Annotated in this window: 17 protein-coding genes; 3 read left to right on the forward strand and 14 right to left on the reverse strand. The window is 57.1% G+C overall.

Annotated elements, in window-relative coordinates; translation table 11 throughout:
* The first annotated feature begins 17 nt into the window (after positions 1–17).
* From SR858_RS03580 to SR858_RS03590, 3 genes are all read left to right on the forward strand, one after another.
* Positions 18–776 carry an LEM-3-like GIY-YIG domain-containing protein gene (locus SR858_RS03580; protein ID WP_157094838.1) on the forward strand — a complete coding sequence of 253 codons (759 nt, stop codon included), beginning with the start codon at positions 18–20 and terminating at the stop codon, positions 774–776.
* A gap of 219 nt (positions 777–995) precedes the next feature.
* Entirely contained in the window at positions 996–1,655 is a 660-nt protein-coding gene (locus tag SR858_RS03585) for a hypothetical protein (protein ID WP_019923105.1), read from the forward strand.
* 200 nt (positions 1,656–1,855) lie between these two features.
* Complete coding sequence (locus SR858_RS03590; RefSeq protein WP_322534406.1) at positions 1,856–2,704, forward strand: hypothetical protein; 849 nt, start codon at positions 1,856–1,858, stop codon at positions 2,702–2,704.
* Between the two features lie 311 nt (positions 2,705–3,015).
* Here the strand turns inward: SR858_RS03590 and SR858_RS03595 are convergent, their stop codons facing one another.
* The 14 genes from SR858_RS03595 to SR858_RS03660 all read right to left on the reverse strand — a co-directional run bounded on the left by SR858_RS03595 (position 3,016) and on the right by SR858_RS03660 (position 15,873).
* Positions 3,016–3,279 (reverse strand): hypothetical protein, encoded by a 264-nt coding sequence (locus SR858_RS03595; RefSeq protein WP_154819979.1) that lies wholly within the window; start codon positions 3,277–3,279, stop codon positions 3,016–3,018.
* Between the two features lie 193 nt (positions 3,280–3,472).
* Positions 3,473–4,552 (reverse strand): hypothetical protein, encoded by a 1,080-nt coding sequence (locus SR858_RS03600; protein ID WP_019923103.1) that lies wholly within the window; start codon positions 4,550–4,552, stop codon positions 3,473–3,475.
* The gene (locus tag SR858_RS03605; protein ID WP_019923102.1) at positions 4,545–5,768 is read right to left on the reverse strand and encodes a phage/plasmid replication domain-containing protein; all 1,224 of its coding nucleotides are present in this window, start codon (positions 5,766–5,768) and stop codon (positions 4,545–4,547) included. Before SR858_RS03605 ends, SR858_RS03600 begins: the two co-directional genes overlap by 8 nt.
* 354 nt (positions 5,769–6,122) lie before the next feature.
* Entirely contained in the window at positions 6,123–7,016 is an 894-nt protein-coding gene (locus tag SR858_RS03610) for an AAA family ATPase (protein WP_084670059.1), read from the reverse strand.
* 68 nt (positions 7,017–7,084) lie between these two features.
* A complete protein-coding gene (locus SR858_RS03615; RefSeq protein WP_040377933.1) occupies positions 7,085–7,441 on the reverse strand; it encodes a helix-turn-helix transcriptional regulator in 357 nt (118 codons plus the stop codon).
* Between the two features lie 203 nt (positions 7,442–7,644).
* Positions 7,645–8,826 (reverse strand): hypothetical protein, encoded by a 1,182-nt coding sequence (locus tag SR858_RS03620; RefSeq protein ID WP_154819978.1) that lies wholly within the window; start codon positions 8,824–8,826, stop codon positions 7,645–7,647.
* Between the two features lie 110 nt (positions 8,827–8,936).
* The gene (gene rng / locus SR858_RS03625; protein ID WP_019923099.1) at positions 8,937–10,415 is read right to left on the reverse strand and encodes a ribonuclease G; all 1,479 of its coding nucleotides are present in this window, start codon (positions 10,413–10,415) and stop codon (positions 8,937–8,939) included.
* 62 nt (positions 10,416–10,477) lie between these two features.
* Positions 10,478–11,104: a Maf family protein gene (locus SR858_RS03630; protein ID WP_019923098.1), complete on the reverse strand. Its 627-nt coding sequence runs from the start codon at positions 11,102–11,104 to the stop codon at positions 10,478–10,480.
* Positions 11,105–11,106: 2 nt separating this feature from the next.
* On the reverse strand, positions 11,107–11,577 hold the full coding sequence (gene rlmH, locus SR858_RS03635) for a 23S rRNA (pseudouridine(1915)-N(3))-methyltransferase RlmH (protein ID WP_019923097.1): 471 nt from the start codon (positions 11,575–11,577) through the stop codon (positions 11,107–11,109).
* A 6-nt stretch (positions 11,578–11,583) separates the two neighbouring features.
* Positions 11,584–12,267: a ribosome silencing factor gene (gene rsfS / locus SR858_RS03640; protein WP_019923096.1), complete on the reverse strand. Its 684-nt coding sequence runs from the start codon at positions 12,265–12,267 to the stop codon at positions 11,584–11,586.
* Positions 12,267–12,938, reverse strand: a complete 672-nt coding sequence (locus tag SR858_RS03645) for a nicotinate-nucleotide adenylyltransferase (protein ID WP_019923095.1) — start codon at positions 12,936–12,938, stop codon at positions 12,267–12,269. Before SR858_RS03645 ends, rsfS begins: the two co-directional genes overlap by 1 nt.
* Positions 12,935–13,861 carry an oxygen-dependent coproporphyrinogen oxidase gene (hemF, locus tag SR858_RS03650; RefSeq protein ID WP_019923094.1) on the reverse strand — a complete coding sequence of 309 codons (927 nt, stop codon included), beginning with the start codon at positions 13,859–13,861 and terminating at the stop codon, positions 12,935–12,937. Before hemF ends, SR858_RS03645 begins: the two co-directional genes overlap by 4 nt.
* A 2-nt stretch (positions 13,862–13,863) precedes the next feature.
* Positions 13,864–15,141, reverse strand: a complete 1,278-nt coding sequence (purD, locus tag SR858_RS03655; protein ID WP_019923093.1) for a phosphoribosylamine--glycine ligase — start codon at positions 15,139–15,141, stop codon at positions 13,864–13,866.
* 6 nt (positions 15,142–15,147) lie between these two features.
* Positions 15,148–15,873, reverse strand: coding sequence for a YebC/PmpR family DNA-binding transcriptional regulator (locus tag SR858_RS03660; protein ID WP_019923092.1), 726 nt, complete (start codon positions 15,871–15,873; stop codon positions 15,148–15,150).
* Positions 15,874–16,014 lie beyond the last annotated feature (141 nt).

Below are 16,014 nucleotides of genomic sequence, written 5' to 3' on the forward strand. Positions count from 1 at the left end.
TCCTTATACCAATGACCTTGAAGACATTTGAGCACCAGACCCGAACCCGGCTCGGATACTTTGTCTATCTGCTGGTGGACCCGCGTACTGGCGCCATCTTTTATGTCGGCAAAGGTGCTAAGAACAGGCCCTTTGATCACTTTAGGGCAACTAAGGGCGAGGGAAGCAAGGCCGAGATGATCAGGCGCATTCGCGCCGACAAGCTTGAGCCTGAGGTGCATGTATTGCGCCATGGCTTGTCAAGCTCCGAGATCGCCGAGGACGTCGAAGCCGCAGTCATAGATGCGATCGGACTGGAAAACCTTACCAATAGCTGTCGCGGAAAGGGTGTGGAAAAGGGGCGTGCGACTGTGACGGAACTGAACCAGCGTTTCTGTTCTCGTCCCGTCTCCATAAACACTATCAAGGAACCACTGATGAAAATCTGGATTAATCAGACCTATTCGCCAACGATGAATGCTCAGGAGCTATATGATGCGACGCGTCAGTACTGGTGCAACGTGGGCAAAGACAAGCGCACGCCGGATGCTGATGGAGCACTGATGTACCCTACCGTGGTCGCATTGGTGGGCAATGTGGTTGTAATGGCCTATCGCGTACAGGCTTGGTTTTCGGCGGGTAGCACGCTGTCGACTCGTAAATGGAGCGGTGACCCCAACCGCTGGGAGTTTGTCGGCAATGCGTTGCCAGACCATAGGTTAGTCGGCAAAAGGCTTGTAGACGACAACGGTAACAGCATTCGCGGGAACGCCCAGGGCTATGGCTATCTTAATTAGCGCCAGATATGACGAGTGCGCAAGCTCGCACACGTCAGCTTATCCACAGCCCAAAGGAGCCAGGGAGACTGATGCCATGCTGAGCCGAGGGGCCGGCTTCGGTCAAATACAGACGTTTTTCTCCATAAGGAAAAATGATTGGGTAGAGTTTGTTGCTAGAGCCTTGCTGACGAACTTCAGGTCTTGTGTGCTCACTTTCATGGTGAGGAGAAGCGGGCGTTGTTCTGGCTCGAAGTGTTCAAGGCGTTACGCAAAGTGCATGATATGAAGCGTTACGACAAGCCTTATTATTTATCGAAAAAAGCATCCGCAATGCACAGTATTTCCAAACAGATGGTCCCTATGCAGCCTCTGCTCGACCATCTGGCGAGCCACGCGTCCTGCATCCAAGTGGACTTCAACGATAAAGAGTGGCACACGCATTGGCGTATTCCGAACCGGCCGGGTTGGTATTTCTTCCATACCGATGCGCCGCTCGATGTGCTGCAGCGGCAAAATCTCTGGGCTAGGACGTATTTCAAAGCACGGGATAGGGCGGAGGCAAAAGTCAAAAATATCGATATTGCTTCCTATGCGTCTCGCTACAGCGAGGAGCTCGCCCCCTTTTGGAACATCAGTGAGGTCTATTCGGGAATGGCCTCTAATCTGCAGCAGCGGGCCAAAAGTCACACGTTCTCTGATCCTGGTACTGGATGTTTGGCATTGGCACGTTATGAGGAATTACGCGCCTACCAATGGACCTTCGGTTTTATTCTTCTAGACCGGTTCGATTCCTTAACCAATGTTTCGCTCTCGCCCGCTCAGAAGTACATGCTGCTGCGCTTTGGCGAACAAGCCTGGCGTAGCGCCAATGGGTGGCCCCTGTTGTGCAAGGACTGACTTGCTGTCGATATAGGTTGCCTTCTACCGTACAATGAAAAGCTGCGCCCTGCCTGAATCGAACATCTGTTCGCATGTGAGAAGAATACGTTGTTTATAGCGATGACTTAGTTTAAAGTAGGAATATTCACTGCGCCGCCTAGGCTACAGCACTATCGTTGTCGAAAGCTGTTATTTTTTAATTGGAAGAAGAGGCTAAGTTGACCGCATACGTAGTTATAGATAAATCGTACCTTCAAGGCGCATCCAGTAACGAAATATCCAATATGGCGTCTAGTCATGGTTTGCTGATGATTGAAGCATTACTCTATGAGCTTATAAAAGCAGAAAGCCCTAATAGGGCTAAACTTTTTTCCAAATTTCCCGCCAAGGAAAGGCCTTTCGAACTCGTACCTAACGCGGGAACGCTTTTTCGGAAAGAAATCTCTGAAAATAGGTCTTGCGGACTGCCAAGCGAGTATATTCGTCGCATCGACCACAGTACTACGCAACTATACCGCGATCCAAAATACGTTATTACGGAAAAACCTGAACTCGCCAATGCGCTCACTGTCCACAGGGAAGTTATTCAAGTGGATACGGATCAACTTGTCCTTATGATCGCTGATATTCCCAAGCTTTTTCCTGAATTGGCTTCAGTCCCGCCCGCAGATCGCCAGACCTTTCGTGAAGCCGCAGAGTTGAAGATTTGTAGTAATGTTGACTTCGTTCGAGCGCGTGCTACGAAGTTGGTCGTCGAGTCACCATACTTTGTCGGAAGCTCTCCTCCAACTGTTGATAAAACATGGATCACATTCAGATGGTTTCAGGTCAACGCGCTCTTTGCACTTGACCTCTGGTTTAAATATCCCCAGGGCCTAGAGTCCGTGGGGGGAGATAAACTTAAGGAGCGGTTGAGACACGATGCTCTTGATGCACAATATCTGATTCTCGGACTGCTAGAAGGCGCGTTTGCATGCAACGAGAATAAGCTTTGCAGATGGTGGGGCATGCTGAATCCGGAAGGCAAACTGTACCGTGTGCCACCACCATCGTTAGCCGTCGTGTAGGACGCCGACGTCGGACTGCAACAGTAAATCGAGCGTCCGCTTCGAGGTGGGGTCGCAGGTGAATGAACGCGTCCCGCAGTCGTCCCGTAACCCGTTCTCCTAACCAGACCATAAAGCGGGGGATCGATGTGAATCGCTGGTGGGTTCTCGATGCTAAACGGTGGTGGGTATGAGCAAAAATAGCCGTCCTGGCTGGTGCCCACATGTCATTTGCCACGAGCCTACGCGCGCCGACAATGCAGGGCAGGGCAAATTGCCGCTACAGCGCTACGGTCTGCTGTTTTGTAGCGCTGTAGCGGCACCCTCAAGGTTTAGTCATCCAGTTCGCCGTCAGCAATCGGGATCATACTGATACCCCTGCCGCGTTTTTCTGCTACAACCGCTACCGGAGGCGAGTAGTACTCGGTGCCGATGGCCCACGCCGGTACTTGCAGCACGTTCTCAGGCACGAAGATTTCGTCGGTGTCCACGGGGGGCGCCTTGGTAGGCAGGCCACCGCGAATATCTATGTTGACCTTGTCGCTGATAGACCTGGCGTACTTCCACAAGCTGGTGCGGCAGTAGTGGTTGTCCAAGTTCGCACCAGTCAACCACAAGTTGTACCGCTTGCGCTCCGTGTTCAGAGGAACTTCCGCATCATCATCTATCAGCCACCGCTACCTGCTCACACTAACCCGCCTCCACGAAAGCGGGGGCGGTTCAACTTTCCCACAGGTCGAGGTCGACGTGATTGTCGGCCTCGATCTCAGTTCTCTATAAAATTTCACACTAGACAGCGTTGTACTCCTGACTGAGCCTCGCTAGCAGCGCAGGCCATGCATCCGAGCAAAAGCAGGTAGAAACAGCCTTAACCTCAGGCGAGTAGTCGCCTGGATACTTGAGCTGTGCCGCAAGCGAATCAGGAAAATGCCACTGGTATTCAGTCCACTTCTTATTAATGTCGATTCCGGTTTGCGCGAGAATAACCTTCCGCGCATCCGTCCAACTCTTCTTTCTGCTCGCGTCAATGTTAGTGCGAACGAAAGCAAAACTGGAAAAAGTCGCGGAATCCTTTCCTCGCATGTAGTCGCGCAAGATGTGTTCGTTTCTCAATCCAAGCTGGTCCATGATCTGTTGGCTCGGCCCTGGGTACACACACCGAGGTCCGTCAAGTTGAAGGATTCCACGCACGACTTTATCAAAAACTCGGCCGTAGCGGTTCTCGTCATAGGCGTCCTTCCAACTCGCCACAGAATCCCACCCCTGTGTTTTGAGGTAGGGTTCGCTGAGGATTACATCGATCAGAACATAGCCCTCTACGAGGCGCGAGTCGACTGAAATTGCTGATCCGCGTGGATAAGAACCCACCTGATTTTCAGCCGCGTTCTTGGCATGGGAATAGTGAAATTCTCCCATCCGCGACTGACCACCCAATCCGATCAGCATGGCGTGCTGGTGAATCAGTTTCTTCAGCTGCGATGGGGAACTCCGACCCACACACGGCAGCATATAGGTAACGGTTGCCGCCGTGATTGTCACGTGATCGAGGGTGATTTCGTCGATCGCGGCCTTGGGTAGGCCAGCAGTAGCCAACGCAATTCGGACGAGTTCAAGCCCGACTTGGCCGGCAGCAAACACACTGGTTCCCATCGTAAAATCCGACAGGGAGAGCGCTTGGGGAATCACGACCTGAGCTGCCACGGCCGTCGCACGCTTTATTTCGTTCATGTCGGTCCAGATAGTCTTGAACACGGTCCCGGGGCGTTGATAAACCGTGCCAGGATCATCTTCCATGAAGTCCGGCACGCGAGCAGCGGACTCTGGGCCCAGAATTGTGAGGTCGACCAAGATCGATACCGACTTAGTCATGATGGCCGCCGTCTTCGTCTTCGTCTACATCTTGGTCGTAGTGGTACGGATCGACGTACAGCGAGCTGATGCCGCGCTGCCCCAGCTCTCTGGTTCGAGCCAGCCATTCCGCCTGCATATCGCGCGTGTAGAACAGCGACGGGTCGGCTTTGATTGCAGCCGGAACGGGCACGAAATTTTCCGCACGAAGGATCTCACCGAGTTCTACGGGAACCTCAATCGCGCGGGGAGAGGGGAGAAAAATGTCGATGCTGTACTCCTTCTTCAGCACGCGGCGATGACTCGCAAGCAGCTTTTCATCGCCCTTGAACACCTTCTTCAAGTCCACGCCGTGCTGCCAGAGTTCGACAGTAGACCGGTACGGCATGCGGACAGCATAAAGTTCTTCTTTGCTAAGCCAGCGGCTCATGAGTCCCTTCAAATCGTAGCCTTCCAACAGATTCAAAAACATGCAGGCGAGAGTCTTCGGGGAAAGCATGGATGGCGTAACTGGCTTGCCGCCAAAATGACGGCTCAAGTGCTTCAGGCGATACACGGCCTCGAAACGCAGCGTGTTTTCCGCGAGATAGATAAGCGCATCGGTATTCTCGCTTGCAGCAAGTCGGTGCTCGCGTTTCTTCTGCTTCAATTCCAGCGCCTTGAGGTACGCTTTCATTGAAGCCAACTGGGAATGCTGGTCGAAGTACACCGACTCGCCAGGGAAGATGCTGCATACCACACCGGCACGCAGGGCAGCAAACGCCAAGCCGTTGAGAACCGCCCCCGCGTCCAACCCATCTGGTATTTTCAGCATGGCTGGGGTATCGATCCTCGTGACTTCAACGAGCTCGCCCTGTCGGAATACCATTGGCTGCTGCAAGTAGCCGAATTCCAGCGGATACTGGCGCCGTACCGCATCCAGCATGGAAAAGGCCGTCATTACTGCGTTGTTGGAGGACACGATATTATGGTCCAGGTACTGCATCGAGTTACTGCCTTCTACCAGCAGCTTGCTACCCGATTTCACCGAGCGGACACGCAGCGGCATGTACTTGCCGGACTCCGATTTCAAATTGCCCTTTGCCCAGCTGGAGTTGTGCACAACGGCAGGGTCATCGCTAACCTGTGCGAATTTCTTGGGCAACTTTACGCCGGACACACCGTCAACACGCAGCCCCATGGTGTCGATCATTACGCAGTCCGTCATGTGCTGCAGGCCTTCGTTATCTTTCGTCATTTCTTTTCCTTTAGATGACCTCGCTATTTTTGAGCGATACTTCGCCTGCCGGCCATGGTATGGCAGCTCAGATATCGCTCAATGGAGATCGTTATAAACGGTATAAACAGTTATGCTCTAGGCATGGCAGATGGCAGTTGTATCAGTTGTCTGCACTAGTGACATGTAGATGTAGTTGCTATGTCTGCATATTGCTTACCACCGTCTGTAATGGTGTGTTTGTTGTCGTGTTGTATGGTATTACGCTAACCGGCCATCATTCCTCGCAAGCGGCAGCTAAAATTAATTCAAAGATGCCGCATATGTTGCAGGGTTGCGAGCGTATAGCACGCGCAACCATGCAACGTTTTGGCTTTACGATTCAGTCTCCGATGTTCGTTCACGAAGCTTTTTAAGCGTGCGGCTGACCGTAGATTTCGAGATGCCTAGTGCAAGTCCGATGTCCTCCATTGAGGTTCCATCGTCGCGCATCCTAAGCATTTCGATTTCATGCTGGGAAGGCATGAAGCCAGCCGGAACAATCTCAAAGTGCAATGACTCTCCTTCGTTCCAGACCGAGCACTCGTATTTCTGTCGTAGTTCAGGTAGATGATCACGTAGCTTCGTGTGCTCAATGCCGAATCGAGTGTCCTGCCGTTCCGTATTACTTTGCAGCGGGCTGAGTAAAATGGAATAGTCCAACAAGTCCTCGTGCATGCTGGATCCGCGCTGCTGACCATTCTTGCCGGTATGGTGAATGAGCAATACAGCGATGCCCCGCAAGCGCTTCTTAATGAGCCAGTTTTTTATCAGTGCCCATGATCCGCTATCTTCGCGACCACCGCTTGTCCATGCGGAGAGATTGTCGACGATAACGAGTTTCGCAGAATCAGGAATGAGTTCATCGATCCTACGTTGGCCCTCCTCATTATCAATTGAGCCGATTGGATCGCCTACAAAATCCCTGCTTATGATTTGTACATTCTTCTGAGCCAGTGCCTGGGACTCTGCGTCTGAGTTAAACGCATGCAGCAGCCTGAACCGTTCTTGCACACTGGCGGCACGCATTTCTCCATCAAGCAGTACGACGCCTGCGCCGATACCAATTCCCCAAGGGTGCAGCATCTTGCCAGCGGCAACGGAATAGGCAATGATCATTGCGAGCCATGATTTCCCGCCGCCCCGCGGACCGGCAATCAAGCCAATGGATTTTTCCAATATCATTCGTCCTAGAAGACTAGTTTCAGCCACCAGTGACAGCGCGAGCATGTCACCTAAGCTTATTAAGCCACGTCGAGTTGTGCAGTTCTTCCCCGTATTCACTTTCTTACTCCTGGTTATTCTTGAATATTGGTGACGTCGCTCAATGGCGCGGTAAGTAACGCTACAAAAAACTTGATGTCCACGCTAGTTTTGGTTCTGGACGCAAATACTCGCGCATCAATCCATGCTTGTAGTTCGACTTCGCTCCAAGCAACGGTCCGCGGCCCTATATTCACAGGCGGAGGAAGAACGCCATTTCGGACATCGTTCCAGATAGTCGAATTTGCTCGGCCAAGCTTCTCCCTGACCTGAGGGAGGCGTAGCATTCGGTCGCTAACTTTGGACCTTGCCCTGTGAATCAGTTCCATCATTTCAATGTTTAACGAGCCCTTCACCACTTCCCTCGTATGCTGCTCCAGCGGCGATTTCATTGCGTTCCTCATTTTTGAACTCCTGTCGGTTGCGAAAGATTCAGGCCCGAATCGAGTTGCTATTGTCTCGAATCGTCTGATGCTTCGCTTTTGTTAAGGATGCGGTTCTAAAGTGGTCGACAAAATGAAAAGCGCCCCTTGGAATTTGCAAAGGGGCGCAATTTGTGGTAGTGAATCTGGTAACGTTTTGATCTGCGTACGAGCTATCGGTTTGGTCTTTGTGTGTGAATCAATAGGCGATATCCACCATGTATCATCTGGTCTGCTTGCGCAATATAGTCTTCGATGCTTTCTTCAAAGACGCGCTTCCAGTTGTGAGAGTATCGGTTGCCAACACTGGGTCCTATAGTGATTTGGGATATCCGTCGAGTATCGTGTCCCCATTTGCTTAGCTCTGCCAGTATGACCAAAGCTTTAATGTACTTGCCACCTGAGCGAGAGCTGCCGTCGCTATCTTCGGTCTTAGGTAAGCTATTCTTAAATCGCTCATATAATGGCGCTGTGGCGAGACCTTTGGCTATAAGATCGCGATGGATTTCATTTAAGGCCTTTAATAAAAAATCCAGCTGGGTCACGATGGGGCCGAGTGCGTCGATTTGAACTGCGCGCCATACGGTTTTGAGATCGGCAACATCGCTTGTTGCGCTGGAGGCTCTGTTGAAATGCATATGATCAAACGCATCGCTTCCTGCGATGTCAAAGACTCCATATTCGCCAGATGCATCGTTCTCTGGCCAGTCGCTGCTCTTCAATTTCTCGCGGAGCGCTGATGCGAGGGTGCGAAGCGCTGATATTTGTCCCGCAGGTGGACTGCTACAGTCGATTGCAACCCAAATAATGCTCCATGTAGAGGTCGGGCTACTGTCAGGGAATGGAACATGCGGAGGACGGCGATATCCAAATAATGTCTCGTTAGAGAGAATGTGCCTATACCTGTCAAATTTTGGCGAGTACGGCGTCCAAGTACGCGAGTAGGGGGCTGAGCTTACTTCTTTTCGACGGTAATCTTCCGATACAGGGCGCTTCAGTGGGAAGAACCAGGAATCGCCACTGTTTGCGAACTTCGGTAGATTTGAGAGGGAAGGGGGGACCCAAGCAGCTAAGCCAAATCGTGCGGCACATGTTCCATCACTGTCCCTCTTTATCCCGGCTATATGTTGTCCCACTAGTTCACTGGCGAGGTCTAGATCCTCTTCGCCAGCGTGCATATCATAAGCGTCTCGATAGTCTTCGTTCATGCTGAGAAATATCCAAGCCCAGTCATCCGGGCCAAGATTTGGCTCGTCACCAACGAGTTCAAATGGAGCATCGTCGGGACCGAGCGGCAGTAGCAAACCTGCTCGAGCATCAACAAATTCCTCATTGTTTAACAAATTCGTGACCATCGTGGATATGCGCCGAATTAAAAGTCGGTTTATGTGTAGCTAGGCGTGTAGCTACAGCGGAATTTAAAATTATTCCTGGTGTAACCTGTTGAAATTAAAGAATAATATTTTCACATCAAAATGATGTCGTACTGCTCCTGGTGATAAGCCGTCTCCACCTGCAACGAAATCTTCTTGCCGATAAAATCGCCGAGCATGGCCAAATGCTGCGATTCCTCTTCCAGGAACATATCGACCACTTCCTGCGACGCCAGGATGCGGAATTCGCGCGGGTTGAACTGCTTCGCCTCGCGCAGCAGTTCGCGCAGGATCTCGTAGCAGATGGTGCGCGAGGTTTTGACCTGGCCCTTGCCGCTGCAGGCCGGGCACGGTTCGCACAGGATGTGGGCCAGCGATTCGCGGGTGCGCTTGCGCGTCATTTCCACCAGGCCCAGCGCCGAGAAGTTCGACACCGACACCTTGGTGCGGTCGCGCGCCAGCGCCTTCTTCAGCTCCGACAGCACGGCCGCGCGGTGCTCGGTGTTGTCCATGTCGATGAAGTCGAGGATGATGATGCCGCCCAGGTTGCGCAGGCGTAGCTGGCGGGCGATGGCGTGCGCGGCTTCCAGGTTGGTCTTGAAGATGGTGTCGGCAAAATTGCGGCCACCGACAAAACCGCCGGTGTTCACATCGATGGTGGTCATCGCCTCGGTCTGATCGACGATCAGGTAGCCGCCGGATTTCAAGTCCACGCGGCGGCCCAGTGCGCGCAGGATTTCTTCTTCCACGCCGTACAGGTCGAACAGCGGGCGTTCGCCCGTGTAGTGCTGCAAACGGGGCAGCACGCCGGGCGTGTAGGCCTGGCCGAATTCCTGCAGCATCAGGTGGTTCTCGCGCGAGTCGACCTGGATGGTGGCGGTGTGCTCGTGGACGAAGTCGCGCAGCACGCGCTGGGCCAGGCTCAAGTCCTGGTGCAGCAGCGTGGTGGCGGGCAGGGTGCGCGCACCGTGCGTGATCGCGCTCCAGGTCTTGCGCAGGTACTCGACGTCGGCGGCAATGTCGGCGTCGGACGCGTCCTCGGCCTGGGTGCGCACGATGTAGCCGCCTTTCTCGTCCGCAGGCAGCAGCTTTTGCAGGCGCGTGCGCAGCGCTTCGCGCTCGGATTCCTTCTCGATCTTTTGCGAGATGCCGATATGGTTATCCTGCGGCAGGTACACCAGCATGCGGCCCGCAATCGAAATTTGGGTGGACAGGCGCGCGCCCTTGGTGCCGATCGGGTCCTTGATCACTTGCACCGTCAGCACCTGGCCATCGAACAGGATTTTTTCAATCGGCGTGGGGATGGCGCCGGCGGTGGAACTGTTGGCGGCATCGTGCGGGCGCGCTTCCCAGATGTCGGCCACGTGCAGGAACGCCGCGCGTTCGAGGCCGATGTCGATGAAGGCCGACTGCATGCCGGGGAGGACGCGTACCACTTTGCCGGAATAGACATTGCCCGCCAGGCCGCGCGTGAGCGTGCGTTCGATGTGCAGTTCCTGCACCGCGCCCTGCAATATCAGGGCGACACGGGTCTCTTGCGGGGTGATGTTGATCAGGATGTCTTCGTTCATGTGTCTCCGCGGGCTGCGCTGGCTATTTGAACGACGATCATACACGCACGCCAGTGGGGCCGCTAGGGCAGCGGCAAACCCGCCTGGCGCAGCAGCTGCGCGGTTTCGTACAGGGGCAGGCCCATGATGCCGGAGTGGCTGCCGGCAATGTGTTCGATGAACTGCGCGGCCGGGCCCTGGATGCCGTAACCGCCGGCCTTGTCGTACGGTTCCTGGCTGGCGCAGTAGGCGGCAATCGCCGCCGGCGTCAGCACGCCGAAGCGCACTTCGGATACTTGCGTGACCTGCTCCTGGAAGCCGGCGCTGCACACGGCAATCGAGGTCAGTACCTGGTGGGTACGGCCCGACAGCTGTTCGAGCATGGCGGCAGCTTCCTGCGCGTTGGCGGGCTTGCCGAGGATCTGGCCGTCGATGGTGACGGTGGTGTCGGCGGTGAGCACGGGGCGCGGCGTGAGGTGGCGGCGCTTGAGCAGGTTGTGCGCGAACACGGCCTTTTCCAGCGCCACGCGCGCCACGTAAGCTAGCGGCGCCTCGCCGGGCAGCACTTCCTCGGTGACGTCGGCGCCGCGCGGGCCGTCGGCGCGCAGCAGCAGCAGTTCGAAGTCGATACCGACCTGGCGCAGCAGCTCGCGCCGGCGCGGACTCTTGGAAGCGAGATAAATCTTTTTATCAGCCGGCTTGGTTGTCATGATCAGACCCGGTGGTAGGGATGGTTTTGCGTGATGGTCCAGGCGCGGTACAGCTGCTCGGCCAGCAGCACGCGCACCATGCCGTGCGGCAGGGTCATGCTGGAGATGCGGATCAGGCCCTCGGCCCGCGCCTTGAGCGCAGGATCGAGGCCGTCGGCGCCGCCGATCAGGAAGGCCGTATCGCGGCCGTCCTGTTGCCAGGTTTCGAGCTGCTGCGACAGGCCCACCGAGGTGAGGTCCTTGCCGCGTTCGTCCAGCGCGATGATGCGCACCGATTTCGGCAACGCCGCTTCGATGCGCTCACGCTCGAGCGCCATCGCGGTGGCGGCAGTCTTGCTGCCCGAACGTTCGACCGGCTTGATTTCCTTGAGCACGATCTTCAGCTCGGGCGGCATGCGCTTGACGTATTCGGCGTAGCCGCTTTCGATCCAGGCCGGCATCTTGTGGCCGACCGCAGCGATGATCAGCTGCATACAGCGTTATTCCGCTGCCGGTTTCTTGATGCGCTTGATGACGGTCTTGGCCGGCGCTTCTTCGGCTTTTGGCTTGGCGGCCTTCGGCTTCGGCGTGGCTTTCAACGCTTTCACGGCGGCGACGGTCGCTTTTGGCTGGGCGACCTTGATCTTCTTGCCGGCTGGGACGGCGGCAGGCTTGGCGGCTTTCTTCTCGCCGGTAGCGGTAGCCTTGGCAGCGGCAGGCTTGCGCGCCGGGGTCTTTTTCTCGACCACGGGCGATGCATCGACCGCTTTTTTGCCGGCGGCCAGGTGGCTGCTGACTTTTTTCGGTGCTGCTTCTTCAGCTTCCACGGTACCCTTGCGCTTGGCAGCGCCCAGTTTGACCGGCTTGTCGCCCCAGATTTCTTCCAGGCGGTAGTAGGCGCGGATTGGCGCCTGCATGATGTGGACGATCATGTCGCCCAGGTCGACCAGCACCCATTCACCGGTGTCCTCGCCTTCCATGCCGTACACGTCGCCGCCGGCGGCTTTGACTTTATCGCGCACCGAAGCGGCCAGCGCCTTGGTCTGGCGGTTGGAGGTACCGGAGGCGATGGCGATGCGGTCGAACAGGCTGGTCAGGTGGGTCGTATCGAATACCGTGATGTCTTGTGCCTTGACGTCTTCGAGGGCGTCAACGACGAGGGCTTGCAATTTTTTGATGTCCATTAGCTTCTGTATAAATTATGTTGTTCAATATAGTCTAGCACTAGCGGCGGGATAAGCGAATTTGCCTGCTCCCCCCGTTGTAATGCCGCACGTATCTGAGTGGCGGAAATATCCACCGCGAAGTCTTGTGCCAGATACGTCAGACCGTGCGGCGTGTTGCGGATGTTGTCGGGCGTTCCCAGTCGACTGGAAAACGCCGCGGCGACGGCGGCTGGTAGCCCTGCGCCATCGATACTAAAACCTGGTCGCGCGGCCACGCAGATATGGGCGTGGTCGAACAGCGCTTGCCATTGGTGCCAGGTGTCGAGCCGCTGCAACTGGTCGGCTCCCATCAGAAAGGTTATCGAGGCCTGCGGCCCCAGTTCCGCGCGCACTGCGCGCAGCGTGTCGATGGTGTAGGTCGGCTGGCCGCGCGCGGCCCGCTCGATTTCCTGCATGTCCACCACCACCGGGAACGGTTGTTTTGCAAACGCCAGCGTCACCATCTCGGCGCGCTGTGCGGGCGTGGCCTTGAGCGTGGATTTTTGCCACGGCAAACCGGCAGGCACCACGCGCAATTGATCCACTTGCAGCAGCTGCGCGAAATGCGCGCCGAGCGCCACATGGCCAAGGTGAACCGGATCGTAGCTGCCGCCCAGCAGAGCGATCCGCTGTGCGTGCGGCCCGGTCACGCAGCCAGCCAGTCGCGATGCGGCAGGAAGTCGGTATACAGCGCCGCCTCGGGCGTGCCGTCCTGCGGCTCCCAGCGATAGCGCCACTTCACCACCGGCGGCATCGACATCAGGATCGCCTCGGTGCGGCCGCCGGACTGCAGGCCGAACAGGGTACCACGGTCGAACACCAGGTTGAACTCCACGTACCGGCCGCGCCGGTACGCCTGGAAGTCGCGTTCGCGCTCGCCGTATTCGCTGTCCTTGCGGCGCTCGAGGATCGGCAGGTAGGCCGCCAGGAAGGCGTCGCCCACGCTGCGCTCCATGGCGAAGCATTGCTCGAAACCGCTTTCGTTGACATCGTCAAAGAAGATGCCGCCCACGCCGCGCGCTTCCTGCCGGTGTTTCAGGTAAAAATACTCGTCGCACCATTTTTTGAAGCGCCCATGCAGGTCGGCGCCGAACGGCGCCAGCGCATCGTGGCAGGTCTGGTGGAAGTGCTTCGCATCTTCCACGAAACCGTAATACGGCGTCAGATCCATGCCGCCGCCGAACCACCAGACCGGCTCGCCTTCGTTGGTCGTGGTGCTGAAAAATCGCACATTCATGTGCACCGTGGGCGCATACGGATTGCGCGGGTGGATCACCAGCGACACGCCCATCGCCTGCCACGGCTGGCCGCCGAGGTGCGGGCGCAGCGCGCTGGCCGATGGCGGCAGTTTCGACCCCATCACGTGCGAAAAATTGACGCCGCCGCGCTCGATCACATTGCCTTCTTCGACCAGGCGCGAAATGCCGCCACCGCCCTCCGGCCGGTCCCACGCGTCGCGCAGGAAGGGCGTGCCGTCCACCGCTTCGAGCGCGCAGACGATGCGCTCTTGCAGGTCGAGCAGCCAGGCCTTGACGGCGGCGGTGTCGGGCGCGGCGGCGAGTGCAGCGGACATGATCAGTGCTTCAGGCCGCGCCAGCCGATATCGCGGCGGCACTGCATGCCGTCGAACGAGATCTGGTCGACCACGTCGTACGCCTGGCGCTGCGCCAGCTTGACGCTGTCACCCAGGCCGACGGAGCACAGCACGCGGCCACCGGTGACCACCAGTTGGTTGCCGGTCTCGCCACCGACTGCAGTGCCAGCGTGGAAGGTGACCGATTCCGGCGTTTCGGCCGGAATCGCGCTGATGACAGCGCCTTTCAATGGCGCATCCGGGTAGCCGGCAGCAGCGAGCACCACGCCCACGGCAGTGCGGCGGTCCCATTCCAGTTCGACCTGGTTCAGGGTGCCGTTGACTGCGTGTTCCATCACGGAGAGCAGGTCGGTTTTCAGGCGCGCCATGATCGGCTGGGTTTCCGGGTCGCCCATGCGGCAGTTGAATTCCAGCGTGCGCGGGTTGCCTTCGGCGTCGATCATCAGGCCGGCGTAGAGGAAGCCGGTGAACACGATGCCGTCGCGGGTCATGCCGGCGATGGTCGGGTTGATGATCTCGCGCATCACGCGCGCATGCATGGCCGGCGTGACGATCGGCGCTGGCGAATAAGCGCCCATGCCGCCCGTGTTCGGGCCTTCGTCGTGATCCTTGAGGCGCTTGTGGTCCTGGCTGGTGGCCAGCGGCAGCACGTTTTTACCGTCGCACATGACGATGAAGCTCGCTTCTTCGCCAGCGAGGAATTCTTCGATGACGATGCGCGCGCCGGCGTCGCCGAAGCGATTATCGGCCAGCATGTCGTCCACCGCGCGGTGCGCTTCTTCGAGCGACAGGGCAACGACCACGCCCTTGCCGGCAGCCAGGCCGTCAGCCTTGATGACGATCGGGGCGCCGTTGGCGTCGATATAGGCGTGCGCTTGCGCCACGTCCGAGAAGGTCTGGTATTTGGCAGTCGGAATGCCGTGGCGCTGCATGAACGCCTTGGCGAAGTCTTTCGACGACTCGAGCTGCGCCGCTTCCTTGGTGGGTCCGAAGATCTTCAGGCCACGGGCGCGGAACAGGTTGACGATGCCGCCGGCCAGCGGGGTTTCCGGGCCGACGACGGTCAGGCCGATGTGCTCTTTCTCGACGAAGTTCGCCAGCTCGTGCAGGTCGGTGATGTTGACATTGACCATGCGCGAGTCGTGCGCGGTGCCACCGTTGCCGGGGGCGACGTACACCATCTGGATGCGTTCGGACTGCGCCAGTTTCCAGGCCAGCGCGTGCTCACGGCCACCGGAGCCGACTACCAAAATTTTCATAAGTCCTCAGTCTTCAATCAGTGCGTTGGAATACACTTCCTGCACGTCGTCCAGGTTTTCCAGGGCGTCGAGCAGCTTTTGCATCTTGAGCGCGTCGTCGCCGGTAAAGACCGTCTCGGTGGCAGGCTTCATGATGATTTCGGCCACTTCGGCCTTGAACCCGGCCGCCTCCAGCGCATCTTTCACGCCGGCGAAGTCGTGCGGGCCGCACAGCACTTCGATACCGCCTTCGTCGTCGGTCAGCACGTCTTCGGCGCCGGCTTCCAGCGCCGCTTCCATCAGTGCGTCTTCGCTGGTGCCCGGGGCGAACAGGAACTGGCCGCAGTGCTTGAACATGAACGATACCGAGTTCTCGGTACCCATGTTGCCGCCGTTCTTGTTGAACGCGTGGCGTACTTCAGCCACGGTGCGCACGCGGTTGTCGGTCATGCAGTCCACGATGATGGCCGCGCCGCCGATGCCGTAGCCTTCGTAGCGTACTTCCTCGTAGCTGGCGCCGTCCTCGCCGCCGGTGCCGCGCGTGATCGCGCGTTGCACGTTATCTTTCGGCATATTGGCGTCGGCCGCCTTGTCGATGGCCAGGCGCAGGCGCGGGTTGGACGCGATGTCGCCGCCGCCCATGCGTGCGGCAACGGTGATTTCCTTGATCAGGCGCGTCCAGATCTTGCCCCGTTTTGCGTCGGTGGCAGCCTTTTTATGCTTGATGTTGGCCCATTTGCTGTGTCCAGCCATGTTCGGTCGTCCTTTGGCGGTAGATTTGAGGTATCCGGTGAGGGCGGTATTCTAGCACAAGACCCCTTGCCAAAACCGCCAGCGGGGGCGCGCCATTTCCGCTACCGTTTACTAGAGGCAACGCTCAAGTTCCTGTAGAGA

The sequence above is a fragment of the Duganella zoogloeoides genome (genome assembly GCF_034479515.1).
Classification (GTDB): Bacteria; Pseudomonadota; Gammaproteobacteria; order Burkholderiales; family Burkholderiaceae_D; genus Rugamonas; species Rugamonas zoogloeoides.